The sequence below is a fragment of the Salinimonas iocasae genome (assembly GCF_006228385.1).
GTDB lineage: Bacteria > Pseudomonadota > Gammaproteobacteria > Enterobacterales > Alteromonadaceae > Alteromonas > Alteromonas iocasae.
In genome coordinates, this window is sequence record NZ_CP039852.1 from 509846 (window position 1) to 536414 (window position 26569).

Sequence of the window (26569 nt, forward strand, 5' to 3'; positions counted from 1 at the left end):
CGGGCGCATCAGGTCATCGTTACAAATTCTTCTGCGCTGGTGGGATGAATTGCTACACAGGCATCAAAATCTTCCTTGGTCGCCCCCATCTTCATGGCAACCGCAAATCCCTGAAGAATTTCATCCATACCGTGGCCGATACCATGTAAGCCAACAACCTTTTGCTCTTCACCGGCACAAATGAGCTTCATTTTTGTCGGCTGACGGTGGCGGGTGACAGCCGTATACATCGCTGAAAATGACGATGAATACACGGTAATCTTGTCCTCACCAAATTCTTCTCTCGCTTCGTCCTCTGTCAGGCCGATAGTTCCGATTGGCGGATGGCTGAATACCACCGTAGGAATCAGCGAGTAGTCCAGGTGGGCTTCCTTTTGACCATTAAACAGACGTTCGCTGAGTAAGCGGCCAGCTTTTATAGCCACAGGAGTAAGCTCAACATGCCCGGTAATATCACCAACGGCGTACACACCCTCGGCAGAAGTATTCTGGAACTTATCAACAGTGATGTAACCTTTTTCGTCGGTATCAACGCCGGCTGCATCCAGGCCAAGTTTTGCTGATGACGGCTCGCGACCGATCGCCCATATCAGGCAATCTGTTTTTAACACTTCGCCACTTTTTAAATGCACAGTCAACTCACCATCGTCAGCCTTTTCGACTTTTTCAACGCCAGATTGCTTGTGTAGTGTGGGGCCTTCGTTTTCGATGACATCTACCAGGGTCTCATAAACAATCGGGTCAAAATGGCGTAGCGGAGCATGATGTCGAACGATCAGATCGGTTTTGGTTCCCAGGCTGTGTAGCACACCGGCAAGTTCGACTGCAATGTAGCCTGCGCCGACAACTACCGCGCGCTGTGGCTGCTGATCCAGTTCAAAAAAGCCATCCGAATCGATACCATACTCAGCACCAGGTACATCAGGTAGTCTGGGGTGGCCGCCAGTGGCGATAGTGATATGAGGGGCAGTGTACTTTTCACCGTTAACTTCGATAGTTTGTTTATCGACAAATGTCGCATAGCCATCAATGACAGTGATCTCGTTTTTAGCCATCATTTTGCCGTAGGAGGCGTGAATACGCTGAATATAAGCACGGCGATTGGCCACCAGTACCGACCAGTCAAAATGGTTTACGGACACGTCAAAACCATAATCTTCACTGTATCGATTGATCGCTTCTGCAACATTGGCACCGAACCACATCGCCTTTTTGGGAACACACCCTACGTTTACACAGGTGCCACCAATCAGGTTAGCTTCGACAATTGCTACTTTTTTGCCGTGTTTGGCGGCGCGATTTGCCGAGGCAATGCCACCGCTGCCTCCGCCAATACAGATATAATCGAATTCTTGCATTATTCCCTACCAGGTCAGTTGAGTCAGACTATTCTGGCACGATACCAAACCATGCTCAAAATTTACGGATAGGAGGTATACCCCGTCTAATAATTTGAGGATTACTCTGTGATAGTTTCGTCTGCTGTGCTATCCGCTTTGATAAGAATTGAAAAGGGGGCTTTGCGCTCAGACTCAATCAGCCGGAGCTTAGTGATGGTGGCCGCTGTAAAAACATGCCCGCGAGGGAGTATTAACAGATGATTGTCGTTATACAGATTTGCTTCCAGATACATTCCAGGCTGTAACTGACTCGCTGCGACAGAGCCTTCAGTATGGCGCGCCTGGCCGATATTTTTCTGGTTCAACAGAATATCAAGGATATCAGGGTCATATTGCGTATTACGGTAATTATTCAGGTAGCCCTTCGCCTCTTCATCGTTAAGAGGGTGCTCGGTCAGTCGTCCGGCAATAAGTCGCCAATAGTCTCTGGCTACAGCAACTATTCTGGAACCTAACGGGATATCCCGGCCCACTTTCTTCATGGGCCCTGAACCGTTAACCTGCTCAAATTGATGCTCAATAATCTCAGCAACCGGTTGAAGGTGTTGTGCGGGAGCCAGCATTTGTACTGCCTGACGCGTCTGGGAAAGATAATTTTGTTGCTGCTGATAATTCAGCTTGTTGAACGGGCCGCTAAAGTCGTGGGAGTGAAGCCCCAGTAAGCCCAGTTCACACACCAGCCCGGCGTATCTGATGTTATCCAGCATGGCTTTGTCGGCGCCTGTTTGCGAAGCCAGACTCACCGCGAGTTCGCTGACATCAATGGCAAATTTCCCGCTGACAGCAGGGTTGATGCTGATAATGTTGTATATAACCTGCTCAAGCGCGTGGTTATTGAGTTCTATTTTTGAAAGGGCGGTGCGGATCTGGCGTGTGCGCTTTTGAATTGTCTGTTCCTGGGACGTATTTATCTCTTTCAGCTTATTGTTCTGTGCGCGAATCAGCCGCTCAAGCCGAAGGTTTTCGTCTTTTAGCTTTATGCGCTCCAAACCATCTTCAATCGTTTTTATCAGCGTCTGATTGTCCCAGGGTTTTTGCAGATAACGATGGATTCTGCCTTTGTTAACTGCACTTATTGTGGCTTCTATATCAGCATAGCCACTCAGTACAACCCGAAATGTATCGGGATAGTTCTCGGCGACCACCTCTAATAGCTCAGCGCCACTCATCTGAGGCATTTTCATGTCTGATACCACGACATGCACCGTTTCACTGGCCAGTATTTTCAGTGCTGACTGGCCGCTGTCTGCCAGCAGCACATTCACATCTGTTTTGTACAAAGCTCGACGAACCGATCTGAGAATATTGGCTTCATCATCAACAAAGAGCACCGTGTAACGATTATCTGTGGTAGAAGGGGCCGGCTGCATGAATACTCCTGAACGCGTCGGGCGCGCACTTCACTGGTAGTTTTACTATAGCCAGTAAAATAAAAAGTGCTAACTCTGTGTATCGGTTTAAGCCGTTTGTTGGTATCAGGACTATTAATACAGGGCAACCTGGTACTAAAGAGCAGGGCGACGATGTTCTGTTGGCCACGCGGTTCTGCAACGCAGACCTTGTTTTAGCAAATAGCGTCCTTACATTCTTTGCATGAATTATGAAAAAAGTGAGATATCAATGACACAACCAGCCATCAAATTGGTCGACGGCCTGCCCGTTTTCTCTCAGATTACGCCGGATCAAATCAAGCCGGCTATTGAAGAAGCCATAGCAACGTGCAAGACGACTATCGATGAGGTTGTAGCTTCGGGCGACTACAGCTATAAGAATGTTGTCGGCAAAATTGAAGAGGTTGACGACAGGCTTGGAAAGATGTGGTCGCCGGTATCTCATATGAATTCTGTCGTTAGCAGTGATGAGCTGCGTCAGGCGCATGACAGTTGCCTTCCGCTATTATCTGACTACGGAACCTGGGTTGGTCAGCATGAAGGGCTCTATAAGGCCTACACCACGCTTCGCCAAAGCGATGAATTTAAAACGCTGGATGAGCAGCGACAAAAGTATATTGAAGATACCATCCGCGATTTCACACTTTCTGGCGTGGCACTGCCACAGGAAAAGAAAACCCGTTATGCGCAAATAAGCGCCCGTTTGTCGGAACTGTCTTCTACCTTCAGCAACAATGTGATGGATGCCACCATGGGGTGGACCAAGCATGTCACAGATAAAGATGAATTGTCTGGCCTGCCAGAATCGGCATTAGATGCAGCGCATCAGGCGGCGAAAGATAAAGACCTGGAAGGCTGGCTGTTTACGCTGGACATTCCATCGTACTTACCGGTCATGCTTTACGCCGAGAATCGTCAGTTACGCGAGGAGATGTATCGCGCCTATGCAACACGTGCTTCAGCTGAAGGACCAAATGCGGGCAAATGGGACAACACCGATATTATTAACGAAATTCTGGCGCTGCGGACTGAAGCTTCAAAAATGCTTGGCTTTGATAACTATGCCGAGCGCTCACTGGCAACCAAAATGGCCAGCTCAACGGAGCAGGTGGTAGGGTTTATCCGTGATTTGGCGGAAAAGTCACTGCCACAGGCACAGCAGGATCTGGACGAAGTGAAGGCGTTTGCCAAAGAGCACGGGGTTGATTCACTTAATGCCTGGGATATTCCTTATTACAGTGAGCAACTAAAGCAGAGAAAATATACTATTTCAGATGAAATGCTGCGTCCTTATTTCCCAGAAGAAACTGTGCTGAGAGGCTTGTTTGAGGTCGTTCATCGCCTTTATGGTTTAAAGATTGTCGAGCAACCCGGTGTTGATACCTGGCATAAAGATGTGCGCTACTTCACGATCACCGACGAGGCAGATGCGCTGCGTGGTAGTTTCTATTTTGACTTATATGCCAGAGCCAATAAACGTGGCGGTGCCTGGATGGATGAGTGTCGGGTGCGTCGCGAGTTGCCCGATGGTGAGATTCAGTTGCCAGTGGCCTATCTTACCTGCAACTTTAACGGCCCGGTCGGCGATAAACCAGCATTATTCACGCACGATGAAGTATTAACCCTGTTCCATGAGTTCGGCCATGGTCTGCATCACATGCTGACCAAAATGTCAGTGGCAGGCGTGTCGGGGATCAATGGCGTTCCGTGGGATGCGGTGGAACTGCCCAGCCAGTTTCTTGAAAACTGGTGCTGGGAAGAAGAGGCACTCAGCTTTATCTCAGGTCACTATGAAACCGAAGAGCCGCTGCCCAATGACTTGTTGGACAGAATGCTGGCTGCGCGCGACTATCAGTCTGCGATGCAAATGGTCAGACAGCTTGAGTTCAGCCTTTTCGATTTTCAGTTGCATCAGCAGGATGGCGAAAATGTCGATGTGCAGGCACTGTTAAATGATGTCAGAAAGGAAGTAGCAGTGATTACACCGCCGGCTTTCAATCGTTTTCAGCATAGCTTTGGCCATATTTTTGCGGGCGGCTACGCTGCGGGCTACTACAGCTATAAATGGGCGGAAGTGCTGTCAGCGGATGCATTCAGTAAATTTGAGGAAGACGGCATCTTTAATCGCGAAACTGGTAAATCCTTTTTACACAATATTCTTGAGATGGGCGGTAGCCGTGAACCTATGGACCTGTTCGTTGCGTTTCGTGGACGCGAGCCGAATGTCGATGCGTTGCTGCGTCATAGCGGAATAGGTCAGTAATGGCAGCAGAACGTTTCGACGCGATCTATCGTCGGGCATGTGAAAGAAAGGGCGGCGAAGCAGGGCTTAACGCTTTGTTACGCCAGCCTTTGAGTACGGCAGAGGTTGCAAAGATCCCTGACGATCGGTTTCTGGCAGCAATGACCCGGCAGGTATTCAAGTCCGGCTTCGTGTGGCGTGTCATTGAACAAAAATGGCCTGCGTTCGAAGAGGTGTTCTTTAACTTCGACGTAGAAAAAATTCTTTTAATGCCCGATGAGATGCTTGAGCGTAAAGCCAGTGATGAGCGAATCGTGCGCAATTACAAAAAGGTTATGACAGTCAGAGATAACGCCATGATGGTGGCGGATATCAGTCGTGAATACGGCAGTTTTGGTCGTTTTGTTGCGCAGACTGACAAAGCAGGAATAACCGGCTTATGGCAAACGCTGAAAAAACGCGGTGCCCGGCTTGGTGGAAATACGGGCCCCTATATGCTCAGGGCATTAGGCGTTGATACGTTCATTATCTCTGCAGATAATGAAGATTACTTCAGAAAGCATGAGGTTATTGATGGAACGCTGCAGAGTCAGAAAAGCCTGAAAGCGATGAACGAACAGTTTGTGCAGTGGCATGAGCAAAGTGGTTTGTCGATGAGTGAGCTCAGTCAGATCCTTTCTTACAGCTGGGGAAGCAACAATCGTCATGCCTGAACAGTCATAGCACTGAGGTAATGCCATCAGGTAGAAGTCACCGGTTATCCCGTTAATTACGCTATTTTCACCGTAAATGGCTGTTTCTGGTTTGCGATATTGGGTACACTTCCTTTCCAACAGATGACAGGTACAGGAATGGTATGAGCGATACAGACAGCCGGGTGGAAGCCTCGCAAAGCGCCCCGAATGCATCGACAGAGCAAACCGATTTCGGATTTCAGCAGGTCGAAAAATCACAAAAAGCCTCTCTGGTTGCTAATGTGTTCGACTCTGTTGCTGCCAAGTACGATGTGATGAACGACCTGATGTCGTTCGGTGTGCATCGCTTATGGAAGCGCTATACGATTGATTGTGCCGGCGTGCGCACGGGCCATAAAGTTCTGGATATTGCCGGAGGCACCGGTGACCTGACTGCTAAATTTTCAAGGCTTGTAGGTCCGACCGGTTCAGTGACGCTGGCTGACATTAACCTGTCCATGTTAAAGGTAGGTCGTGACAAACTCCGTGACCAGGGCCTGGTTAACAACATCGAGTACGTGCAGGCCGATGCGGAGGCGCTACCTTTCCCGGACAATTCTTTTGACGTAGTAACAATGGCGTTCGGGCTGCGAAATGTAACCGAAAAACAAAACGCGCTTAATTCCATATACCGGGTATTAAAGCCGGGCGGGCGCTTATTGGTACTTGAGTTTTCGAAACCGGCTTCAGAACATCTGTCAAAAATCTACGACATGTATTCGTTTCATATTCTGCCAAAAATGGGGCAGGTAGTAGCCAACGATGCTGACAGCTATCGCTATCTGGCTGAAAGTATCCGCATGCACCCTGATCAGGAAACACTGAAAGGTATGTTTGAAAGTGCGGGATTCGAGCAGTGTGATTACACCAACCTTACAGGCGGCATTGTCGCACTGCATCGCGGATACAAATTTTAATGCCGGCATCGTCTTTGTTTACCGCCTCAGCTGAAGCGTTTATTAATAACCTCATCGCGCTGGACGAAGACAGTGAAAAGCGCCTGTCGGCACTCAGTGGTAAACGACTTACCTTGTTTCTGGAAGGCTTACCCTGGGGTGTAACTCTGGCATTCTCGTCAAAAGTCGATATTTTGCTGGAGCATCATAGTTACGAAGATGTTTCTGTCCACGTCGATGAAAGCACCTGTTATATAAAAACGCATTTTGATGCGCTACCCAGTCTTACCCAAACCAGCCAGATCACTCAGCTTATCCGAGAAGGTAAGCTGCAAATGCAGGGAGAGCCGGGCATTGCCCAGCAGGTTGCCGCCTTATTCCAGCAGCTCGATATTGACTGGGAAGAACAGCTTTCAAAATATACCGGAGACGTTCCGGCTCACCAGATTTTCAGTGGAGCCTCGGCTTTTAAAGCACAAATGAAGGCATTGTCTGAGCGCTTTACCAGCGGCCTGAGCAATGCTATCACAGAGGAAAAAGATATCGCCGTGGGGAAGTTAGCTGTTATGCATTTCAACGATGAGGTCGATGCGTTGCGCGATGATGTTCAGCGTTTTGAAGCTCGCTTGCGTCTTTTAGAGAACAGTTTGTAGTATTCCGTTTCATGCAAATATTTCGCTTGTATCAAATTAATAAGGTGCTGCTCCAGCATGGTCTGGATGAGCTCATTCCTGATCGATGGATGCCCTGGTACGCGCGTCTCATGCGCAAATCTATCTTCTGGATACGTAACAGGCATAAAGGCCAGCCCGCCGGTGTACGTATTACCATGGCACTGCAGTCTCTGGGTCCGGTATTCATCAAGTTCGGGCAGATGCTTTCTACCCGAAGAGATCTTTTGCATCCGGATATTGCCAATGAACTGGCACGCCTGCAGGACAAAGTGGCTCCTTTTCCTTCCGAAGCTGCTCAGCAAATTATTAAAGATGCGCTGGAGTTGCATGATTTAAGCGAATTGTTCAAAGAGTTTCATATCGACCCGCTGGCATCGGCATCAATTGCTCAGGTGCACGCGGCGAAACTCCACGACAATCAGGATGTGGTGGTCAAGGTTCTGCGTCCGGATATCCGCAAAACCATCGATGCGGATATGGAGTTGTTGTTCTCTCTGGCCCAGGTTGTACAGCGCTGGCTGCCTGATGGTAAGCGGTTAAGACCCGTAGAAGTCGTCACCGAGTACCAGAAAACGCTGGTGGATGAACTGGATTTGCTGCGCGAGTCTGCAAACGGGATCCAGCTCAGACGAAATTTTGAAGGGTCTGACGCACTTTATATCCCGCGTATCTACAGTGACTATTGTCGCCACAATGTGCTGATTATGGAGCGCATTTACGGGATTCCGGTTTCCAATGTCGATGCACTGCTGGCACAGAATACCAATATGAAAAAGCTGGCAGAGCGGGGCGTTGAAGTATTTTTCACCCAGGTCTTCCGTGACAGCTTTTTTCATGCTGACATGCACCCGGGAAACATTTTCGTGGGCACTGAAACACCGTCAGAGCCACGCTATATCGCCATCGATTTTGGTATTGTTGGCACGCTGAACAAAGAAGATAAACGTTATCTGGCGGAAAACTTCGTGGCGTTCTTCAACCGGGATTATCGCAAGGTCGCACAACTGCATGCCGACTCCGGCTGGGTTCCCCGAGATACAAATATTGATGAATTTGAAATGGCGATCCGCACAGTCTGTGAGCCAATCTTTCAAAAGCCGCTGGCTGAAATCTCATTCGGAAACGTTCTGCTGCAACTGTTTAATACCGCCCGGCGCTTCAATATGGTGGTGCAACCTCAACTGGTATTATTGCAAAAAACACTGCTCTATATCGAAGGCCTGGGCCGGCAGTTGTATCCCCAACTGGATTTATGGAAAACCGCAAAACCGTTTCTTGAAAACTGGATGCAGGAGCAGGTTGGCTTGCGCGCCATGATGACCAAGGTGAAGGCGAATTTGCCATTCTGGTCTGAAAAATTGCCGGATATGCCAGACCTGTTACATGACAGCTTGCAACAGCTTAAAGCGTTGCCACTGCAGCAGCAACAGGAGCACCAGCAACTGATGGCGCTGCAGGTAAATAATATGCGTGCGACGCACTATGGGATTGTTGGAGCAACGTTAATTATTGTGTCAGCGTTGCTGCCTGTTTATGGACTGCACTGGGCTTTTCCGGGCGCTACGGCTGTAGCGGGCATGGCGTGTTGGTGGCAATCCTGGCGTAAAGGTCACAAGAAATTTAAGTCATAAAATAGCAGGTAAATGACATTTTTGTGATAAATGTTAATTGCTTCCTATTTTTCTATGAATTTTGCAAATACCTGCTATAGTACTTATAGCCATTAGGCTAAGTCTTTAAGAGACGTGTTTATTTTGTTTTTTGCGTTGATGTATAAATACTCAAGTTACACCTGTGATTTGCTGTTAGTGGTTTGTTCATTCCAAAGTAAGACCCAAATAACTCGTCCACGGTTAAAGACGAATTAAAGAGATACGCGAAAGCGAAGTTTTAAGAGAGATTTGAGGTCTACATGTCTAAAGTTACAGGTACCGTTAAATGGTTTAACGCTGACAAAGGTTATGGTTTTCTGACACAAGATAGCGGCGATAAGGACGTTTTCGTTCATTTCCGTGCTATCGTTTCAGAAGGTTATAAATCTTTAAACGAAGGTCAGCGCGTAGAATTTGAAGTCGAGCAGGGCCAAAAAGGCTTGCAGGCAGCTAACGTTCAAGCACTGTAAAACGTTAAGACGGCAGCATTAGCTGCCGTTTTTGTTTTCTCCCATATCAATGGGAATATGTTCACATTGTGGTTTCTCTGCCACGAAATATTCCTGATATTGCTCCCATTCTTCCAGCTTTTTTCTGTCTCTCGGGTTTCCGCGCTTAACCATTTGCTTTTTTAATTGAGCCACTGGCGCGTGCAGCCAGTAAACAAGTACATCACAATCAAAACGGTGCCTGAGTTGCTGTACCCACTCTGGGTTGGATAGTTCCTGAGTGAAGGGAGCGCACAAAATAACGGGGATCTGACTCAGGTTAGCGGTTGCAGCTGAAAACATCGCATCGTAGACAGGCTTTCTGAAAGCCTTTTTATAGGCTGAGCTATCGCGATCATCCTGTTCCATGCCTGCCAGTATCAGCCCGGCCTGAATAACAGGTTCAAATACCTCGTCGATATCAATCAGACAGGCACGCAATTGTTTTGCCTGGCGCTTTGCCCAGGTTGATTTACCCACTGCAGGCTGACCGGAAACGATGTAAAGCATTCGCTCCACCTCTGATGTTGTAAGTTAGTTGGCGGTGACAGTATGACGGTTTTTACTTATGCTGACGACTATCGCCGAGAAAGGTTAATAATGGAGTATATCCCGATGAGTAAATTTCCGGTTTTTATGAAGGCTATGGTCTTTATTGCAAGTTGCCTGATGATTAGCGGAGCGTTTGCGCAGGAAAAAACGCTGGCTGTGGTAGACGAAAAGCCGCTCATGCTATCTGACATCTCACCTACAAAAGCGGAGCTGACAGAGACAGCTGAAGCAATGTCTGTAAGCAGGCAACTAGCCTTGTCGCGTATTCGACACAATCGCTTTGCAGAGCAACTTATCGACAGGATTATGGATACCTATGCCGCGCAGCAAAAAATAGAGCCAGATGAGGCGCTGGTTAAAGCATTTTCATCCCGCTTTGGCGACCAGGTTGACGGCAGCGAAGAAAATAGCCGCCCGGTCAAAGATATTGCCCGTGAACAGGCACGTATCTGGCAAATAGAAAAGGCACTGTACGAAGCGTTTGGCGGCACAGTAATATTCACTCAGCAAAACCCGCAGTATCCGATTGAAGCTTATAGAAAACTACTCAGCCAATACGAAGAGCAGGGCCTGCTGGTATTTAAAAGTAAGGAATACGAATCAGTACTCAAGCGTATTTTCGCTCCGCCCTACGAGATGAAAATCGCTCCTGAACACGTTTCTTTTGTTAAACCCTGGTGGTCGACCGGTCAGGTCATCGGAAGCGCTTCATCAACAGCGGCAAAAAGCGACGTTGAAAAATAGCGCTCCGCGCCGTCAGGCAGAATAGTGACAATATTTTTACCGGCATAGTCGCTCGACAGTGCCAGTTGCGCTGTCGCCCACATTGCGGCACCGGAAGATATTCCCACCGCCAGGCCCTCGACGCGTGCCAGCTTACGGGCGTAGTCCACAGCGTCTTCATCGGTCACCGTAATAATCTTATTAAAACAGGATGTATCAAGAATCTCGGGAATATGACCTGAACTGAGTCCCTGTATGTTGTGCACGCCACTACGGCTTTCACTGAGAACCGGGCATCGGGAAGGCTCAACGGCGATTATTTCAATATCAGGGCTTTGGGCCCGAAGTGCGCCGGACAAACCCGTGATAGTCCCCCCGGTACCAATACCTGCCACCACCGTATCAATATTTCCCTGTGTATCGTGCCAGATTTCCGGCGCCGTATACATCTGATGAGCATAAACGTTAGCCCGGTTTGAAAACTGATTCAGCGATACCGCGCCAGGCCTTTCGTTGACCAGCTGAGCGGAATGATCGATTGCACCTTTTGTCCCAAGGTCTTTGGCTGTCGTAATCACTTTCGCACCATAATGTCTAATCAAATGCTGGCGCTCAACAGACATATGTTCTGGGATAACGATGGTCACCGGGACATCCAGCATTGCACCTAACCAGGCACAGGCAACACCGTTGTTACCTGATGATGCTTCGATAATTTCCAGCTTCTCGATATTTTGGGTGTGTTGCAACAAGGCTTCGAACATAGCCAGTGCGCTGCGATCTTTAATCGAACCCGCCGGGTTGAAAAACTCGACCTTAGCCATGGGGACGGTTTGCCAGTTAAGCAGACGAGCAAGGCGATGCATCTTTATAAGAGGCGTTCGGCCAATCGTCTGGGTGATGCTGTCATATATCACCGCTGGTTGCGTTAATTGTATCTGAGGACTTGCTAACATGCTGTGACTCGCTTTCACTTATTGTTCTGATGACAGTGTGACGTGAAAACGATGGGTGATGTTGCTATTAGCGCATCAAATACTTATCTTATGTAGCAAAATATACCTCTATGTGGCGCTTGCATGGAAAAAATTTCTATTGATACTGTCGATAAAAAGCTTCTCACCCTGCTACAGAAAAATGCCGATGTCAGTGTTGCGGAGATGGCTGAGTTAGTGGGCCTTACCGCCACACCCTGTTGGCGACGCATCCAGCGTTTGCAGCAAGCCGGACTGATTACGCGAAAAGTCGCATTACTTGATGCCCCTAAACTGGGTTTATCAATGACCGTCTTTGTACAGATAAAAGCTGGCCGGCATGATGGGAAGTGGCTGGATGAATTTGCCCGACATGCGTCCTCTTTTGAGGAAGTCGTTGAGTTTTACCGGATGAGCGGTGAGTACGATTATTTGCTCAAGGTTATGGTCACTGACATGCAGTGTTTCGATCACTTTTACAAAAGACTGGTAAATGGTATTGACCTGAACGACGTTACCTCTAGTTTCGCGATGGAACAGATAAAATACTCGACTGCCATGCCGCTTCAGCATTTGTGATGATTTAATTGTCATTACCTGGTTCAAATCAAACTGAGGCCACACATTACGTGTTAGGCTACATTCGTACTTATTCTTTTCTTACTGATCTCAAGGAGCATTACTATGGGCTCGCCCTTAACCAACTGGGATGATTTATTACTTCTTAGTGAACAGCTTAGTGATGAAGAGCGCATGGTCAGTGAGTCCGCACGCGCTTTTTGTCAGGAAAACTTGCAGCTTGGTATTCTGCAGGCTAACAGAGACGGTAAATTTGACCGTAATATTATGCGTCGCTTCGGTGAGATGGGTATGTTGGGCGCCACCATTGAAGGGTACGGTTGCCCGGGCGTTAACTACGTAACTTATGGCCTGATTGCCAGAGAAGTAGAGCGGGTCGACAGTGGCTATCGAAGCGCAATGAGCGTCCAGTCTTCGCTGGTCATGCATCCCATAAACGCATTTGGCTCAGCAGCGCAAAAAGAGAAGTATTTGCCAAAGCTTGCCAGCGGCGAGTGGGTAGGATGCTTTGGTCTGACTGAACCGGATGCAGGGTCAGATCCAGCTTCTATGAAGACGCGCGCTAAAAACGTTGACGGGGGCTACCGCCTGTCTGGTAGTAAAATGTGGATTACAAACTCGCCTATTGCCGATGTTTTTGTGGTGTGGGCAAAATGCAGCGATGAGAATGAGGCAATCCGCGGCTTTATTCTGGAGCGAGGCATGGACGGACTTTCTACGCCCGCCATTGAAGGAAAGCTTTCTTTGAAAGCGTCAGTGACGGGTGAGATTGTGATGGATGATGTGTTTGTTCCAACAGAAAACCGGCTGGAAGGCGTGCACGGACTTAAAGGCCCGTTTAGCTGCCTCAACATGGCGCGTTACGGGATTTCCTGGGGAGCAATGGGGGCTGCAGAATTTTGTTGGCATGCCGCACGCCAGTATGGTTTGGATCGTCATCAGTTTGGTCGCCCGCTGGCGCAAACACAGCTATTTCAGACAAAGCTGGCAGACATGCAAACTGAAATCACGCTGGGTCTGCAAGCTTCGCTCAGAGTAGGCCGTCTCATCGATAATCGTAAATTCGACCCTGCCATGATCTCGCTGGTAAAACGCAACAACTGTTCAAAAGCATTGGATATCGCCAGAAAGTCCAGAGATATGCATGGCGGCAATGGTATTGCTGATGAGTATCATATTATGCGGCATATGGTTAACCTGGAAACGGTCAACACCTATGAGGGCACCTACGACGTACATGGCTTGATTTTGGGACGAGCACAAACCGGTCTGCAGGCATTCTTTTAATTGTTGGCATTGGGCTTGCGAATTAAACCCTCGCAAGCCCATTCTGAATAAAAACTAGTAATAGGTAAGCTTTTCCGATTTGCCGGCAAAAATCCGGTAAACCATGAATGTGTAAGCCAGGATACACGGCACAACGATGATGGCCCCAACCAATAAGAACCGCAAAGAATTTGCATCGCTAATGGCATCGGCAATCGTCATTTGTCCGGGCACTACGAATGGATAGTAACTCAGCCCGAATGCAGCAAAACACAAAACAAAAACCGTCATCGCAATGATAAAGGGCAGTTTTTCGCCGCGACCGTCAGTTTCAGGCATTCTTTTGAGAATAACGCCGCAAAAGCTCAGCAATCCAAAACAGGCAACAGGAATTGCCATCAGCAAGAAGCCCCAGTTTGAGTTCAGCCACATCTGGCGCACATCATCGTGTAGGGTCAGATTGGCAACACTCACGGCAACAATCCCTACAGACAGAACAATCAGCCCGCGGCGAGCCCAGTAGACTGCCTTTTCCTGCAACGCAGACTCTGACTTAAGAATTAGCCAGCATGCTCCGATGAACGCATAAGCGGCGGTTAACCCAAAAGCGGCAAGCAATGCAAAACCCTGCGCCCACAGGTCGGTGCGCAAGCCGGTCACCCAGATACCGAGCATATACCCCTGCGATAAGGTAGTAAGCAAAGACCCATACTTGAAAGATAAATCCCATCTTCGTTTTTTTACCTGAGCCACTTTAGCTCTGAAATCAAACGAGACCCCCCGCAGTATCAGCCCAAGTAACATCAGAGTGGCGGGAATATATAAAGTTTGTAATATTTCACTGTGTGCATCAGGAAATGCAAAAAGCAACAATCCTACCGCCAGCACCAACCAGGTTTCATTGGCATCCCAGTAGGGGCCGATAGAAGCAATCATATCATCACGGAATTTCTCTTCTCTGGGCGGTATTAATACACCAACACCGAGGTCGTAACCATCGAGTATGGCGTACAGCAGCACCGCCAGAGCAAGCAACCCGATATAAATGTCACCCAGTACCTCTATTGATAAGCTTTCAAATGGCATAGTGACCTCCTAAGCGCCCAGGGGGGAAATTTTTGACGTTTTTGCCTTTTCGCGCTCTTCACTGGTGATTTCTTCAATTTCCACCGAGCGACGACACATAAGCGTGAGCGTTCCCATGTAGGCAAACAGTAGTACTGCATAGATTGCAGCATAAAGCGTAAGTGAAAAGGCCACATTCCCTGCAGGTAATCCTGTCACTGCATCTTCAGTTTGCAGTACGCCATAGACCAGATAGGGCTGGCGACCGACCTCTGTCACATACCATCCGGCCAGCGTAGCAATCCAACCACTAAAACTCATACCCATAAACACTTTAGTCAACCAGCCGGGCATTGCTCCCTTGCGATAAAGATAAAAGCTGCCCACCCAGGCGCAGACCAGCATCAGCATTCCCATGCCCACCATGATTCGGAATGAATAGAATACTGGCGCAACAGGAGGATGCTCGCCTTCGAACTCATTCAGACCCTTAATCTCACCATCAAGAGAATGGGTGAGAATCAGACTTGCTCCGCGGGGAATCCCTATTTCGAAGTGATTGGTTCTGCTTTCCTCATCAGGAATGGCAAACAATAACAATGGGGCCCCCTGTTCGGTCTCCCAAACGCCCTCCATTGCCGCCACCTTCTGAGGCTGATGTTCAAGCGTATTCAAGCCGTGCAAATCGCCGGCATATATCTGTAACGGTATTAATACCGCAGCTGTGTAGGTTGCTGTCTTCAACGCCAGCTTCGGCGCGATTTTATCGTCACCCCGGTAGATACGGTAAGCGGATAACCCGGCAATTAAAAAACTGGCAGTCAGTCCCGACGCTAACAGCATATGCGCAAAACGATAGGGGAAAGATGGATTAAATATTATTTCACTCCAGTCTTTAGCATAGATAACCCCATCTACAATTTCGTGCCCCTGTGGTGTATGCATCCAGCTGTTTAGTGACAATATCCAGAACGCCGATACCGTTGTACCAAATGCCACAATAAGTGTGGATAAAGTATGCAGCCAGTTCGGAACCCGGCGAATACCAAATAGCATGATCCCAAGAAATGTAGCTTCCAGGAAAAAGGCAGTCAGGACTTCATACCCAAGCAATGGCCCGGCTACATTACCGGCTTTCTCCATAAAACCGGGCCAGTTAGTACCAAATTGAAATGACATGGTGACACCACTGACCACACCGAGCGCAAAGGTAAGTGCGAAAACCCTTACCCAAAAACGGTACATGCGCATCCATACCGGGTGACCAGAAATGTTAGAACGCAATTTGAAATAAAAAAGGTACCAGCCCAGTGCGATAGTAATAGTGGGAAAAAGTATGTGAAAACTGATATTCAGTGCAAACTGAAGACGCGATAATATGAAAGCGTCCATTGCAACCTCCTAACGTTAAGATTGAGCCTTAGCGGGTAAGATTCTGTCTTTTAAATCCAGGATCCGTCCTACGCCAGAGCCTAATTTCATCAGCGTTGCTAATTTTTCAGGCCCTAAATTTTGTAGCTCCTGTGACCAGGCTGTTACTGATTCCAGCAGGTCGTGAATTTCATTCAGTTTTTCCTGAACTTTAGCATCCTCTTCATGGGCAGGGGTATCCAGCATCAGGTCCCGCAGCAATGACATAGTCGGGTCGATTTCGCGCTTACGTCGTTCCTCAAATACGCGATTGGCCAATACCCAGATAGAACCGGCGGGAACAAAAAACTCTTTACGCTCACCCGGGACTAATTGCAACTTGATTAACCGCCAGGATTGAAGCTCTTTAAGTCCCATGCTGGTGTTACCCCTAGAGATGTTCAGCGCATCGGCAATCTCCTGGGCAGCCAGCGGTTTTTCACTCAATACAATTAGAGCCAGCATTTGGCCGACAGTTCGATTAAATCCCCAGCGACTGCCCATCTGGCCGAAATGCATTACTGCCGATGTAACTATTGGAGTCATAATTCAAATACTGAAGTTTCAGAAGATACTGAAAGTTTAGATCGAAGTTTGATGTAGATCAATGTTTCTGTCTTATTAAAGCTGTCTAACCACAGCTATCAATATGATATTCAAGTCACAACATAACGCGAAAATCGCGTTGCAATCTGCGAAACAGAATCCGCATCATAAACAATGATTCCTCAACAATATGATTTTAGTAGATTTTAATAAGTGGCACGTATGTCGCTGTTAATTAATGGACGTATATTCAATGTTGAGAGGATTAACGATGAAGTTGAAGCGCGCCATTTACACCGCTCTTACACTGGCTGCCATATCACCATGGACGAACGCGGTAGAAGTTATCGACGGACAATATGTCTGGCGTTTTGCATCAGGCGAGGCCTGGCCTGTGGGTTATGATCAGACGATAGGAAAGCCTGATAATCTTACTTACATTGATAATTACCCCGATGCGTTCTTCCAGCGAATTGCTAATGCACTGCCTGAAAGTGAATTGAACGAAGCGTTCATTACCAACGATGCGGGCTCCACCATTTATCTGAAAGAGGAGGGCGACGTTTTCGTCACTTTCCTGCATGAAGGTGCCGGCTACAAAAACTCGTTCGGCTATTTCACATTCAATGCGGACAACCCGCCCGCCACCATTTCTGATGTCAGGGAAATCATTGTATTTCCTAACCTGTCATATCCCCACTTACGCCAGGGAGACAGAGTAAACCTCGGCCGCTTTCCTGCAGGGACCAGCATAGGCTTTTTCATCGCTGCAAACGGTTTTTCTGATAGTTCTGGTGTCCAAGGCACTGCCGTACCTTATTACTACTCGCTTCAGCACTTAAACCCGGAATCCGACGAAAGTCTGCGCCAACACATGGCTGCATTGTATGACCCGTACGTGAAGGAGGTGGTATTAGGCTTCGAGGATTTGCCACGTACCTGGGGAGATAACGATTTCAACGATGCCGTATTTTCGGTAAAAACAACGCCTGAGAGCGCACTGGATACAGAAAGCCTGATTACAATCCCAGAAGCCAATGACAGCGATGCTGATGGTATCCAGGATTCTCTTGATGAGTTTCCCAACGACTATCGTCGCGCTTTTAGTAGCTTTTATCCATCAAACACAGAATATGTGTCGCTGGCTTATGAAGATAAGTGGCCGCACCTGGGCGATTACGATATGAACGATTTAGTTATTCGTGAACGTTTACAAACTATTACTGATGCACAGGGGGTCATCACAGGCTTCAGGCTCGACGGCTTTATTGACGCCAGGGGAGCAGGTTTTCACAACGGTTTTGCTTTGCGACTGATGGACATGCCGTCGACAGTGTTTAAACAAGGTAGTATCACTATTGATGGCACGACCTTTACGCTTACTGCCGAGCAGGGTCAAAGTGATGCAGTAATCATCTTATGGAATGATACGCACGATTTCACCACCACGGGGGATGGCGACGATTGTCAGTTCTTCAATACGGTAAAGGAGTGCCCCGAATATGCTCCTGTGCCCTTCACTGTCGATGTTGCGTTTTCGGTAGGCATGAATGCGCTGCAACATTCTGACTTTGATTTCTTTATTTTCAGAACCAATAAACGGGGACACGAAATTCATTTCGCCGACTATCCGCCCACTGACAAAATGAATACCGCTTTATTTGGAAAGCATGCTGATACGTCTGACCCTGCAACCGGGCGTTACTACCGCAGCGCTGAGAATCTGTCCTGGGGATTAAAAGTCAGTGGCGCCTGGTTCTACCCAAGAGAATACAAAGATATTGTCTGGTGCTATGCCGACTACGAAACTTGGGTAGAAAGTGCGGGCGAGCAGGCGCAAAACTGGTTTCAGACCAGCAACCGTGACCACCTGTATTACGTGCTTAACCGTTAAGAGGGATAAATTATGTATCAATTCATACAAAAGTTAGCCAGAATTTCATCACCTCAACTACTTGCGGTTTGTATTGGTGTCACTTTGCTAAGTGCCTGTGGCGGCGGAGGAGGCAGTTCATCCGGCGAAAGCTCAACAGCGGCGCCAGCCCCGGTTACTGCACCTAGCGCACCTGCCGCACCGGAAGATTCGCAAGAAAGCGCAGATGAGACCGATGAGGATGGAGATTACACGCCAGATGCAACGGCGCTGGATAGTGAAGCCAATAAATCAACGCAGCTGTATGTGGAGCCTGATTTCACATTCGACACCCATAAACGACTCACGCTGGATATCAGCGCAACAGGCGCTCGAGGACAGGTGCTTAGCGATACGCTCGTGACCGTATCAGTAGTAGATAGCGACATCACCGCTTTGGACGATGAAAGGCTGCAGAATAAAGCGTTGCTAATGGTGGCTAAGACCGATGGTAATGGCGTGCTTTACCGGCAGGTTGAAATTGCCAGCTCGCAACAAAAATTACTGATAGAGCTTAATGCTCTGGGCATTGAAAACGAAGTGTTAGCGGCTATCGCTGATGATAACTACGTTAGCTATCAATTCAGATAAGTACCGTGTTGCAACCAATAGTTTATGGAGTTAAAAATAAGGAAGGCCACCTGAAAGCAGGTGGACTTTCTTTATTAGCTATTTCTGTTTCGCTCAATCAAAGGTCAGGCAAGTAGTAAATCTGTATTCACTGTTCCTCAGTGCCCCGAACTCCCTGCAATAGCTTTTGAGAGCATGATGTACCGTGCAATACAGAAATATCTCCTGTTGTTTCAAGTACGACTGCTCTTACTTCAGACATTTCCAGAACATTGGCTTCGCGAAGTTTTGCAATAAGATCGCTCTTAGCCACCCGGGTTTGATGTAACGCTTCATGAATAATTTCACCATCGCGCATGAGAAGTACGGGTTGATTTTGCATCACAGACTCGAAGGAGTCTGAAGACTTTCGCACGCGAGCGGTACAATATTGCACCAGAAATAACGCCATCATCGCAACGGCAGATTGTCCGAAAGACGTCCAGTTTTGAGATTGACTGGCCCCGGCTAGTAACGAGCCCACAGCAACTGTCATGACAAAATCAAAATTAGTCATTTTAGAAAACGAGCGCAATCCATTTATCCGCACCAGTGCGACAACCCAGCACATTGCCAGTGTGGTCAGTACCAGCCCCTTTAACAGCATGTCGAGCGTGGAATTGTCAACAAACATCGAGAGATATCCTTAAAAATATAATTGTAAAGGCCGATAAAACTATACCCGTTTTCTGCAAAGAATAATTAGGGCAGGTGTTCACCGCCGGTCACACCCATAATTTCCGCAGTAATGTAGCTCGACTCCTGTGACGCCAGAAACACGTAAACCGGTGCCAGCTCTGCCGGTTGCCCGGGGCGACCCATCGGCACATGCTCACCGAAACCTTCAACTTTTTCTGGTGGCTGACCGCCACTTTGCTGAATAGGCGTCCAAATCGGACCCGGGGCAACGCCATTAACACGGATCCCTTGCTTGATGAGCATTTTCGCGCAACCTTTGGTAAATGAGGTGATTGCGCCTTTCGTCGAGGCGTAGTCAAGTAACCCTGCAGAGGGCTGATACGACTGAATAGACGTAGAGTTAATAATACTGGCACCTGCGGGCATATGTTTTACAGCCGCTTTAGTCAACCAGAACATGCCAAATACATTCGTCTCAAAGGTACTGGTAAATTGTTCTGTCGATAAATCGTCAAGCGTTTCCGCAAACTGTTGTTTGCCTGCGTTGTTTACCAATATATCCAGGCCACCCAAAAACTCAGCTGCGTTATCAGCCAGCGACTGACAAAATGATTCATCCCGGAGATCGCCGATAATGGCATCACCTCTGACGCCGACATTTCTTATCATTGCCAGTGTAGTGTCACCATCTTCTTTTTCTGATTCCAGAAAATTAATGACGACATCGGCACCTTCCCGGGCAAAGGCGAGTGCAACCGCACGTCCAATGCCAGAATCACCACCTGTTATGAGCGCTTTTCGGCCCTGTAACCGTTTGCTTCCCTCATAGGTATCTTCGCCGTGATTAGCTTTGGGGTAGAGCTTACTGTCAAGTGCCGGGTCGGGCTGGTCCTCATTATGTTGCGTTTCACCAGGGGGGAACTGAGTGCGGGGATCTTGCATCGTGTGCTGATTAGTCTTACTCATTAACGCTTCTCTTTAAGAATCAAAAGAAAGAGCATTGCAGTTTTTGTACCTGTTAATCCAAAGGTCGTATTACGCTGTGTTCGTCTAGCTGAAGCGCAGTGGTGTTCATGGATGCCTCTGACCTCAGCAATTTGAATGAGTAGTAAAAGGTAGTGGTAGGTATTAGTGACTCAGTCAATCAAAGTAGGAAAACCTTTTAAGAAGGTGACACAAATTTCATGCTTTATGGCGGATTTTTCAAACTCTGGTCAATGCGTATGCGTAACTCTTATGAAGTGAAGCTCACGTGTCAGACAGATACCACAATTGGTTGGAGGCAAACTATGGCGAAAGATCACGGTAATCAAATTAAGAACGACGATACCTACGAAGAGCTGAGGGATCAGGGATACAGCAAAGAGAAGTCGGCGAGAATTGCGAATGCGCAGGCTAATTCAGATCAGCAGCCTTCTAAAAAGGGCGGTAAGGGAACAAAATATGAGAAGCGCACAAAACAGGAGCTTTACGATAAGGCAAAAGAAGTAGGGATAGACGGGCGTTCAAAAATGTCCAAGGATGAACTTATCGACGCCCTGCGCAATCATTAAGTTACCGCATTTACCAGCGCGACATAATTTGCTGATAGACTTCTTCATCCAGCAAACTTGGCCGCAAAACAGGCGTTACATTACTCATCAGACTGAGCGCTTCCTGCCAGTCTGATGCCGCCTCGCCATTAATATAAAATGTAGATGCTTCAGAAACGGTACTTTGATCAAGTGGATATGCCAGCGTCAGCGCGCCAGCCTCTAGTTTAGGATGCGCAACAGCGCGGCTGGTGATAAATTCCGCCGTTCCGTCGCCGTCTATGTCTTTGGTCAGCCACGCAATATTCAGTAACTCATTGTAGGTACCATCATTCTGCATGTCTTCGATTGCCGAGTTGAATGCCGTAATCATTGCCTGATTACCATCTCCGGATGCCATTGCAAGGCGAAACCCTGCTTTGATCAACGGTACTTTTGAAAAGTGCAGGAGCTGCTCGCCTTCATTCCTCAATAAGCGGTTAAATTCATCCACTAACAGCCGCGAAGACATCAAGTAGTAAGAACGATCGTCGGCCAGTTGCTTAAAGGCATCAAATGTCGAAGGGTTCCTGGCCCACTTAATATCTTTGATGAGCCTGACTTTATCTGTATTGGCGAAACGGTTTTCAATCGCCACCCGGCGGTCTCTCAAGTGTTCAAGCGCCCCGACGGATGTAACATCACTGTGTTTACTGATAGAAAACAGATAAAGAGGAAGATAGGCATCTGAGTAAAGATATTCTGATTTTTTCTCGTCTAAATCAACAAACGCATAATGGCCATCGATGCGACCACTAAGCAGCCCGCTGCCTAAAAATGCAGGTCGCATTACTTCAAGTGTTACATCCTGCTCCATGCGAGCAAATGCTTCTCGCATAATCGCATTAATACGGGCAGGCTTATCACCGTCATCAATAAAGGTGGGCAGTTGCGCTGCGCCCAGCTTCACCTCAGCACCCGCAATGGAACTGACTAAGCTCAGCAACAAACAAATACATACTGTTAAACCACGCACAGACTCACCTTTTATATAAATTGTGTTAATTCCTACACTCAACTTCAGTGTAGCGGTTTTCGACTACCGATAGCAAAAAAGACGAGTTAAAAGAATGAAATAAAAAAGCCGCCTCTCAGGGCGGCTTAGCAGTTATTCGCCGAAACTACCAGCAGCGCCCGGAAAAACTACCGGACTTTCGTAGCCGTCTTCGCTGACACTTGCGACGCCAAAGAAGTAGTTGTCGATAACGACATTCTCTAACGTTGCTTCTGTCACATCACCGACGAATTTACTGTATTGCCACTGAGGCGCATCAGTATACCGCCAATAGATTTTGTATCCGGCAAGTTGAGGATTCTGATCACTATCAGCCGCCTGCCAGCTAAGCGTTGTGGAGGGCTTAACAGCACCTTCAATTTTTACTTTTGCTGGTGGAGCAGGGGCCCAGGACATCGCCGCCAGACTCACAGCGTTTAACGAAGTTAGTTTCGCGGCATAGTCAAAGTTTACACCATCAAGCGTATCACCATACTCTACGCCATTTTCATTGCGAAGATCCTGATGCTGACGTTCGTAATTCTCATTGGTTTCCATGATACGAATACCCGGATAGCCAAGGTCATTAAATGGACGGTGGTGACCACCACGGCCATAGCGGTCGAGACGATAAACAACCATGGTGTCTAAGTTGGGTACAAAGTCATCGGCAAGTTTATCGATATAGCGCGCCAGATTACGGGAAGGAGAGTCGACTTCACCCCCAGTGAACCGACGTGTTCTCGCCTCATCGTCGGTTTCGGTTACCCGGGTACCTTCGGCGAACAGGCGGGCTGTAGTGTTGTTGATAACACCATTAACACCTTCGATATTACCAATCATATCGTTATTAAGAACTGCTTTAAGGCGCCAGTTTTCTTCCTTTGCCTTTTTAGCCAGAATCTTGCCGCCAAATAAACCCTGCTCTTCACCGGAAAGGGCAGCATAAACAATACTACCGTTAAACTTATGCTGGCTTAACACGCGTGCCGCCTCAAGTGTTCCTGCTACACCAGAAGCATTATCGTTAGCGCCGGGAGAATCAGACGTGGCATCCATAACATCAGATACCCGGGAGTCAATATCACCTGACATAAGGACATAGCGGTCAGGGTCGGTAGTGCCACGCTGTATAGCAACAACGTTGACTACTTCAGTCGCTTCGGGAATGCGTTTTTCGCCACTAATAGTGTCGCCTACGAACATGACTTCCAGACAGCCGCCACATTCCTTAGAAATGGCCTCAAACTCCTGCTTAATCCAGCGACGGGCTGCACCGATTCCACGGGTGTCGGACTCGGTTTCGGACAAGGTATGGCGGGTGCCAAAACCTACCAGCTTCTCAATGTCCTGCTCAATACGGTCTGCTGAAACATCCGCAACAATATTATGAAGTTTGTCAGTTTCGCCGGCGTGGGCTGTTGACAGAGTAAAAGGTAAGGTGATTATAGCTGCAGCGATAGCGCTGAGGCGTGGTTTCATGTGTGCTCCTTCAAAGCTTGTTATTTCACCACGCCTTATAATTATTAAAGTGGCGTGGCGTTAGATAAAGGCGTAAGCATCACCGAACAGTTGATCATCTGGCAGTTTGCGCTCATAAAAATCATCTCTGGCGGCTTTAGCCATTTCGAACCTGCCGGCAATATATACCTGCTTGTCCGACAAATCGGTGTAGTCTGCTAGTACGGCGTGATGTACCCAACCGGTTCTTCCCTGCCAGTTTTCATCGGCATATTCCACGACCGGAATAAAGGTAAATTGCTCGTTGTCGTCAGCCATGCTGGTCAATTCTTCGAACAGGTACAAGTCTTCTTTATTTCGGCCTCCCCAGTAAAGGGTAACCGGCGTGTGGGGATGGTCCTTCAACGATTGCTGCAGTATAGAGTAGGCATATGAAAAGCCCGTGCCGCCTGCAATCAGAATCATCGGTTTACCGTTAGACTGCAGATGCGCCTCGCCATGGCCGCCACTTATGGTGATTTCACCTTCGCTTTTCATTCGCTCTAGCACTTCTGTGGCGTACGCATTATTTTCGTCCGCGCCGATGTGCAGTTCTATTTTCTGATTATTGTACGCTGCGTTGGCGATAGAAAAAGGGCGCTTGTCGGTTTCGCCCATATGCACCAGAACATACTGACCTGCATAAAAGTCGACCGGACTGGAAGGTGTTAACACAACTTTGTAAACCGCTTCGGTCAACGGCGTAACTGCGTCAACCTGACATAAAATATCTGACATGTACTCTCTTCTTAACTGAATTCGCTTAACAATGGCGAGCTAGTCCATGATACCAAGCTCATCCCAGATGTCATCCACGCGCTGTTTGACATCATCGTCCATCACAATCGGTTCACCCCATTCACGATCGGTTTCGCCGGGCATCTTATTGGTTGCATCCATTCCCATCTTTGACCCTAAACCTGAAACCGGTGATGCAAAATCCAGGTAGTCAATGGGTGTATTCTCAACCATCACCGTATCACGCGCAGGATCCATGCGAGTGGTAACCGCCCAGATCACGTCATTCCAATCCCGGGCATTTACATCGTCATCGCATACTATGACAAACTTGGTGTACATGAACTGACGCAAAAAAGACCACACACCCATCATGACGCGCTTGGCATGGCCGGGATATTGTTTCTTCATTGTTACTACCGCCATACGGTAGGAACAGCCTTCTGGTGGTAAATAAAAATCCACGATTTCCGGAAACTGCTTTTGCAGAATAGGAACAAAGACTTCGTTGAGCGCCACCCCTAAAATAGCAGGCTCATCCGGTGGCCGGCCAGTATAGGTAGAGTGATAAATAGGCTGCTTACGATGGGTTATGTGGGTAACGGTAAACACCGGAAACGTGTCGACTTCATTATAATACCCGGTGTGGTCGCCGTAAGGGCCTTCGGGCGCGGTTTCGTTCTGGTCGATATAACCCTCAAGAACAATTTCTGCACTGGCCGGTACCTGCAGATCGTTACTGATTGATTTTACCACCTCGGTTTTGTCGCCTCGCAGCAAGCCGGCAAACGCATATTCTGACAGGGTGTCGGGCACGGGGGTAACGGCACCTAAAATAGTCGCGGGATCTGCACCAAGGGCAACCGAAACCGGGTAGGGTTCGTCGGGATGCTCCTGGCACCATTCTCTGAAATCCAGTGCGCCGCCGCGATGGGAAAGCCAGCGCATAATCAGCTTATTCCTCCCCAACAGTTGTTGCCGGTAAATACCCAGATTCTGACGTTTCTTATGGGGGCCACGGGTAATAGTCAGGCCCCACGTGATAAGTGGTGCCGCATCACCGGGCCAGCAGCGCTGAATGGGCAGGCTGGTTAAATCAACATCGTCGCCACTTACGACTACTTCCTGACACGGAGCTTTTCTTACTTCCTTGGCAGGCATGTTCAGAACCTGTTTAAAGACCGGCAGTTTGCTCCATAAATCTTTGATGCCTTTAGGCGGCTCTGGTTCTTTAAGATATGCCAGCAGTTTGCCAACTTCGCGCAATGCGTGAACACTATCCTGACCCATGCCCAGCGCGACCCGCTCCGGTGTACCAAACAAATTTGCCAGTACCGGCATATCGCTACCCTTGGGGTTCTCGAACAGTAAAGCTGGTCCTTTGGCACGCAGGGTGCGATCAGCAATTTCGGTCATCTCCAGATCGGTATCTATTTCCCGGGTAATCCGTTTTAACTGGCCCTGAGCTTCCAGTTTGGCAATAAAGTCACGCAGGTCTTTGTATTTCATAGGTATCAAACTGTCTTTTGTGTTCTTCAAGGTTGGCCGCAGTATACATCATACTTTGCATAACATTCAGTGCGAACCGTCCGAGACGAAATTTGTTAAGCGCAGCATTTTCGCTGGACAGTGATGCAGAAAGGGTGTGAGATAGACGATGCGTGATATTTTTGTAGATACCACTTACATAACTGTCTTAACGAGGAGACGCCATGAGTACCTTTGACACTGCTATGACCGAAGAGCTCAATCTGTTATTGAAATTCCCCAGCGACAGCTTTATGCAAGGCTTGAAAATTCACCACGATGCCAGCAATGCAATCGTCAACGCTGCTCAGCGATTATATACCAAGGGGCTTATTACCCAGCCGGATGGCGGCTATCTCACAGATTTGGGTATTGATGTGGCGGACCATGCCCGCAAGGTCTATAGCGCGCTTTTCTCTAAACTTAATTAGCGGCGATATTCCTGCTTCAGATTTCCACTTTATTGCCGATAGTAATAAAGCAGGAC

General features: G+C 48.1%; 26 protein-coding genes. 13 read left to right on the forward strand and 13 right to left on the reverse strand.

The features are described 5' to 3' along the window. Positions 1 to 8 precede the first annotated feature (8 nt). On the reverse strand, positions 9 to 1358 hold the full coding sequence (gene gorA, locus FBQ74_RS02190; protein WP_139755118.1) for a glutathione-disulfide reductase: 1350 nt from the start codon (positions 1356 to 1358) through the stop codon (positions 9 to 11). 101 nt (positions 1359 to 1459) lie between these two features. After that, a complete protein-coding gene (locus FBQ74_RS02195; protein ID WP_139755119.1) occupies positions 1460 to 2770 on the reverse strand; it encodes an HD domain-containing phosphohydrolase in 1311 nt (436 codons plus the stop codon). A gap of 250 nt (positions 2771 to 3020) precedes the next feature. Here FBQ74_RS02195 and prlC point away from each other — a divergent pair, with 250 nt between their 5' ends. The 6 genes from prlC (at position 3021) to cspE (ending at position 9459) form a co-directional block, all read left to right on the forward strand. Further along, entirely contained in the window at positions 3021 to 5054 is a 2034-nt protein-coding gene (gene prlC, locus FBQ74_RS02200) for an oligopeptidase A (RefSeq protein ID WP_139755120.1), read from the forward strand. Then, positions 5054 to 5746: a DNA-3-methyladenine glycosylase I gene (locus tag FBQ74_RS02205; protein WP_139755121.1), complete on the forward strand. Its 693-nt coding sequence runs from the start codon at positions 5054 to 5056 to the stop codon at positions 5744 to 5746. The genes prlC and FBQ74_RS02205 overlap by 1 nt, the downstream gene beginning before the upstream one ends. Before the next feature lie 143 nt (positions 5747 to 5889). Next, positions 5890 to 6684 (forward strand): bifunctional demethylmenaquinone methyltransferase/2-methoxy-6-polyprenyl-1,4-benzoquinol methylase UbiE, encoded by a 795-nt coding sequence (ubiE, locus tag FBQ74_RS02210; RefSeq protein ID WP_205912277.1) that lies wholly within the window; start codon positions 5890 to 5892, stop codon positions 6682 to 6684. After that, positions 6684 to 7316: a ubiquinone biosynthesis accessory factor UbiJ gene (locus tag FBQ74_RS02215; protein WP_139755122.1), complete on the forward strand. Its 633-nt coding sequence runs from the start codon at positions 6684 to 6686 to the stop codon at positions 7314 to 7316. Before ubiE ends, FBQ74_RS02215 begins: the two co-directional genes overlap by 1 nt. Positions 7317 to 7327: 11 nt before the next feature. Further along, positions 7328 to 8968: a ubiquinone biosynthesis regulatory protein kinase UbiB gene (gene ubiB / locus FBQ74_RS02220; protein ID WP_139755123.1), complete on the forward strand. Its 1641-nt coding sequence runs from the start codon at positions 7328 to 7330 to the stop codon at positions 8966 to 8968. Positions 8969 to 9249: 281 nt separating this feature from the next. Further along, positions 9250 to 9459 carry a transcription antiterminator/RNA stability regulator CspE gene (gene cspE / locus FBQ74_RS02225; protein ID WP_018984697.1) on the forward strand — a complete coding sequence of 70 codons (210 nt, stop codon included), beginning with the start codon at positions 9250 to 9252 and terminating at the stop codon, positions 9457 to 9459. A gap of 18 nt (positions 9460 to 9477) precedes the next feature. Here cspE and FBQ74_RS02230 read toward each other — a convergent pair whose 3' ends face one another. After that, positions 9478 to 9987, reverse strand: coding sequence for an AAA family ATPase (locus FBQ74_RS02230; protein WP_139755124.1), 510 nt, complete (start codon positions 9985 to 9987; stop codon positions 9478 to 9480). Positions 9988 to 10029: 42 nt separating this feature from the next. On the opposite strand from FBQ74_RS02230, the gene FBQ74_RS02235 reads away from it, so the two are divergent. Beyond that, the gene (locus FBQ74_RS02235; RefSeq protein WP_139755125.1) at positions 10030 to 10773 is read left to right on the forward strand and encodes a hypothetical protein; all 744 of its coding nucleotides are present in this window, start codon (positions 10030 to 10032) and stop codon (positions 10771 to 10773) included. On the opposite strand, the gene FBQ74_RS02240 is transcribed toward FBQ74_RS02235, so the two are convergent. Beyond that, complete coding sequence (locus FBQ74_RS02240) at positions 10719 to 11708, reverse strand: PLP-dependent cysteine synthase family protein (protein ID WP_139755126.1); 990 nt, start codon at positions 11706 to 11708, stop codon at positions 10719 to 10721. The genes FBQ74_RS02235 and FBQ74_RS02240 overlap by 55 nt on opposite strands. 123 nt (positions 11709 to 11831) lie before the next feature. Here FBQ74_RS02240 and FBQ74_RS02245 point away from each other — a divergent pair, with 123 nt between their 5' ends. Together FBQ74_RS02245 and FBQ74_RS02250 are read left to right on the forward strand one after the other, a co-directional pair. Then, the gene (locus FBQ74_RS02245) at positions 11832 to 12305 is read left to right on the forward strand and encodes an Lrp/AsnC family transcriptional regulator (protein ID WP_139755127.1); all 474 of its coding nucleotides are present in this window, start codon (positions 11832 to 11834) and stop codon (positions 12303 to 12305) included. 105 nt (positions 12306 to 12410) lie between these two features. Further along, positions 12411 to 13592, forward strand: a complete 1182-nt coding sequence (locus tag FBQ74_RS02250; protein WP_139755128.1) for an acyl-CoA dehydrogenase — start codon at positions 12411 to 12413, stop codon at positions 13590 to 13592. 54 nt (positions 13593 to 13646) lie between these two features. Here FBQ74_RS02250 and FBQ74_RS02255 read toward each other — a convergent pair whose 3' ends face one another. The 3 genes from FBQ74_RS02255 to FBQ74_RS02265 are packed head-to-tail and all read right to left on the reverse strand — an operon-like array spanning position 13647 to position 16592. Beyond that, positions 13647 to 14657, reverse strand: a complete 1011-nt coding sequence (locus FBQ74_RS02255) for a cytochrome d ubiquinol oxidase subunit II (protein ID WP_139755129.1) — start codon at positions 14655 to 14657, stop codon at positions 13647 to 13649. 9 nt (positions 14658 to 14666) lie between these two features. Further along, complete coding sequence (locus FBQ74_RS02260; RefSeq protein ID WP_139755130.1) at positions 14667 to 16028, reverse strand: cytochrome ubiquinol oxidase subunit I; 1362 nt, start codon at positions 16026 to 16028, stop codon at positions 14667 to 14669. 15 nt (positions 16029 to 16043) lie between these two features. After that, positions 16044 to 16592, reverse strand: a complete 549-nt coding sequence (locus FBQ74_RS02265) for a GbsR/MarR family transcriptional regulator (RefSeq protein WP_139755131.1) — start codon at positions 16590 to 16592, stop codon at positions 16044 to 16046. A gap of 271 nt (positions 16593 to 16863) precedes the next feature. On the opposite strand from FBQ74_RS02265, the gene FBQ74_RS02270 reads away from it, so the two are divergent. Both FBQ74_RS02270 and FBQ74_RS02275 read left to right on the forward strand, forming a co-directional pair. Continuing rightward, positions 16864 to 18486 carry an LruC domain-containing protein gene (locus FBQ74_RS02270; protein ID WP_139755132.1) on the forward strand — a complete coding sequence of 541 codons (1623 nt, stop codon included), beginning with the start codon at positions 16864 to 16866 and terminating at the stop codon, positions 18484 to 18486. 12 nt (positions 18487 to 18498) lie between these two features. Beyond that, the gene (locus tag FBQ74_RS02275) at positions 18499 to 19095 is read left to right on the forward strand and encodes a hypothetical protein (RefSeq protein ID WP_139755133.1); all 597 of its coding nucleotides are present in this window, start codon (positions 18499 to 18501) and stop codon (positions 19093 to 19095) included. Positions 19096 to 19222: 127 nt separating this feature from the next. Here FBQ74_RS02275 and FBQ74_RS02280 read toward each other — a convergent pair whose 3' ends face one another. Then, positions 19223 to 19747 carry a DUF421 domain-containing protein gene (locus tag FBQ74_RS02280; protein ID WP_139755134.1) on the reverse strand — a complete coding sequence of 175 codons (525 nt, stop codon included), beginning with the start codon at positions 19745 to 19747 and terminating at the stop codon, positions 19223 to 19225. Between the two features lie 68 nt (positions 19748 to 19815). Beyond that, positions 19816 to 20718 (reverse strand): SDR family oxidoreductase, encoded by a 903-nt coding sequence (locus FBQ74_RS02285; protein ID WP_139755135.1) that lies wholly within the window; start codon positions 20716 to 20718, stop codon positions 19816 to 19818. 323 nt (positions 20719 to 21041) lie between these two features. On the opposite strand from FBQ74_RS02285, the gene FBQ74_RS02290 reads away from it, so the two are divergent. Further along, the gene (locus FBQ74_RS02290) at positions 21042 to 21305 is read left to right on the forward strand and encodes a DUF7218 family protein (protein ID WP_139755136.1); all 264 of its coding nucleotides are present in this window, start codon (positions 21042 to 21044) and stop codon (positions 21303 to 21305) included. Positions 21306 to 21315: 10 nt separating this feature from the next. On the opposite strand, the gene FBQ74_RS02295 is transcribed toward FBQ74_RS02290, so the two are convergent. The 4 genes from FBQ74_RS02295 to ubiD all read right to left on the reverse strand — a co-directional run bounded on the left by FBQ74_RS02295 (position 21316) and on the right by ubiD (position 26064). Beyond that, entirely contained in the window at positions 21316 to 22299 is a 984-nt protein-coding gene (locus FBQ74_RS02295) for a substrate-binding periplasmic protein (protein ID WP_139755137.1), read from the reverse strand. A gap of 132 nt (positions 22300 to 22431) precedes the next feature. Beyond that, positions 22432 to 23799, reverse strand: coding sequence for a M28 family metallopeptidase (locus FBQ74_RS02300; protein WP_139755138.1), 1368 nt, complete (start codon positions 23797 to 23799; stop codon positions 22432 to 22434). Between the two features lie 60 nt (positions 23800 to 23859). Next, a complete protein-coding gene (gene fre / locus FBQ74_RS02305) occupies positions 23860 to 24555 on the reverse strand; it encodes an NAD(P)H-flavin reductase (RefSeq protein WP_139755139.1) in 696 nt (231 codons plus the stop codon). A gap of 39 nt (positions 24556 to 24594) precedes the next feature. Beyond that, the gene (gene ubiD, locus FBQ74_RS02310) at positions 24595 to 26064 is read right to left on the reverse strand and encodes a 4-hydroxy-3-polyprenylbenzoate decarboxylase (protein ID WP_139755140.1); all 1470 of its coding nucleotides are present in this window, start codon (positions 26062 to 26064) and stop codon (positions 24595 to 24597) included. A 203-nt stretch (positions 26065 to 26267) separates the two neighbouring features. Here ubiD and FBQ74_RS02315 point away from each other — a divergent pair, with 203 nt between their 5' ends. Next, complete coding sequence (locus FBQ74_RS02315) at positions 26268 to 26513, forward strand: TIGR02647 family protein (RefSeq protein ID WP_139755141.1); 246 nt, start codon at positions 26268 to 26270, stop codon at positions 26511 to 26513. Positions 26514 to 26569 lie beyond the last annotated feature (56 nt).

Bases quoted from the DNA above. Each gene is read 5' to 3' on its own strand.
- fre (WP_139755139.1), bottom strand. From the start codon at position 24,555: ATGTCAGATATTTTATGTCAGGTTGACGCAGTTACGCCGTTGACCGAA.
- FBQ74_RS02235 (WP_139755125.1), top strand. From the start codon at position 10,030: ATGACGGTTTTTACTTATGCTGACGACTATCGCCGAGAAAGGTTAATA.
- ubiB (WP_139755123.1), top strand. From the start codon at position 7,328: ATGCAAATATTTCGCTTGTATCAAATTAATAAGGTGCTGCTCCAGCAT.
- FBQ74_RS02265 (WP_139755131.1), bottom strand. From the start codon at position 16,592: ATGACTCCAATAGTTACATCGGCAGTAATGCATTTCGGCCAGATGGGC.
- FBQ74_RS02280 (WP_139755134.1), bottom strand. From the start codon at position 19,747: ATGTTTGTTGACAATTCCACGCTCGACATGCTGTTAAAGGGGCTGGTA.
- FBQ74_RS02205 (WP_139755121.1), top strand. From the start codon at position 5,054: ATGGCAGCAGAACGTTTCGACGCGATCTATCGTCGGGCATGTGAAAGA.
- FBQ74_RS02215 (WP_139755122.1), top strand. From the start codon at position 6,684: ATGCCGGCATCGTCTTTGTTTACCGCCTCAGCTGAAGCGTTTATTAAT.
- prlC (WP_139755120.1), top strand. From the start codon at position 3,021: ATGACACAACCAGCCATCAAATTGGTCGACGGCCTGCCCGTTTTCTCT.
- FBQ74_RS02230 (WP_139755124.1), bottom strand. From the start codon at position 9,987: ATGCTTTACATCGTTTCCGGTCAGCCTGCAGTGGGTAAATCAACCTGG.
- ubiE (WP_205912277.1), top strand. From the start codon at position 5,890: ATGAGCGATACAGACAGCCGGGTGGAAGCCTCGCAAAGCGCCCCGAAT.
- FBQ74_RS02275 (WP_139755133.1), top strand. From the start codon at position 18,499: ATGTATCAATTCATACAAAAGTTAGCCAGAATTTCATCACCTCAACTA.
- FBQ74_RS02195 (WP_139755119.1), bottom strand. From the start codon at position 2,770: ATGCAGCCGGCCCCTTCTACCACAGATAATCGTTACACGGTGCTCTTT.
- FBQ74_RS02285 (WP_139755135.1), bottom strand. From the start codon at position 20,718: ATGAGTAAGACTAATCAGCACACGATGCAAGATCCCCGCACTCAGTTC.
- FBQ74_RS02290 (WP_139755136.1), top strand. From the start codon at position 21,042: ATGGCGAAAGATCACGGTAATCAAATTAAGAACGACGATACCTACGAA.
- FBQ74_RS02250 (WP_139755128.1), top strand. From the start codon at position 12,411: ATGGGCTCGCCCTTAACCAACTGGGATGATTTATTACTTCTTAGTGAA.
- FBQ74_RS02240 (WP_139755126.1), bottom strand. From the start codon at position 11,708: ATGTTAGCAAGTCCTCAGATACAATTAACGCAACCAGCGGTGATATAT.
- gorA (WP_139755118.1), bottom strand. From the start codon at position 1,358: ATGCAAGAATTCGATTATATCTGTATTGGCGGAGGCAGCGGTGGCATT.
- FBQ74_RS02255 (WP_139755129.1), bottom strand. From the start codon at position 14,657: ATGCCATTTGAAAGCTTATCAATAGAGGTACTGGGTGACATTTATATC.
- FBQ74_RS02315 (WP_139755141.1), top strand. From the start codon at position 26,268: ATGAGTACCTTTGACACTGCTATGACCGAAGAGCTCAATCTGTTATTG.
- ubiD (WP_139755140.1), bottom strand. From the start codon at position 26,064: ATGAAATACAAAGACCTGCGTGACTTTATTGCCAAACTGGAAGCTCAG.
- cspE (WP_018984697.1), top strand. From the start codon at position 9,250: ATGTCTAAAGTTACAGGTACCGTTAAATGGTTTAACGCTGACAAAGGT.
- FBQ74_RS02270 (WP_139755132.1), top strand. From the start codon at position 16,864: ATGAAGTTGAAGCGCGCCATTTACACCGCTCTTACACTGGCTGCCATA.
- FBQ74_RS02260 (WP_139755130.1), bottom strand. From the start codon at position 16,028: ATGGACGCTTTCATATTATCGCGTCTTCAGTTTGCACTGAATATCAGT.
- FBQ74_RS02300 (WP_139755138.1), bottom strand. From the start codon at position 23,799: ATGAAACCACGCCTCAGCGCTATCGCTGCAGCTATAATCACCTTACCT.
- FBQ74_RS02245 (WP_139755127.1), top strand. From the start codon at position 11,832: ATGGAAAAAATTTCTATTGATACTGTCGATAAAAAGCTTCTCACCCTG.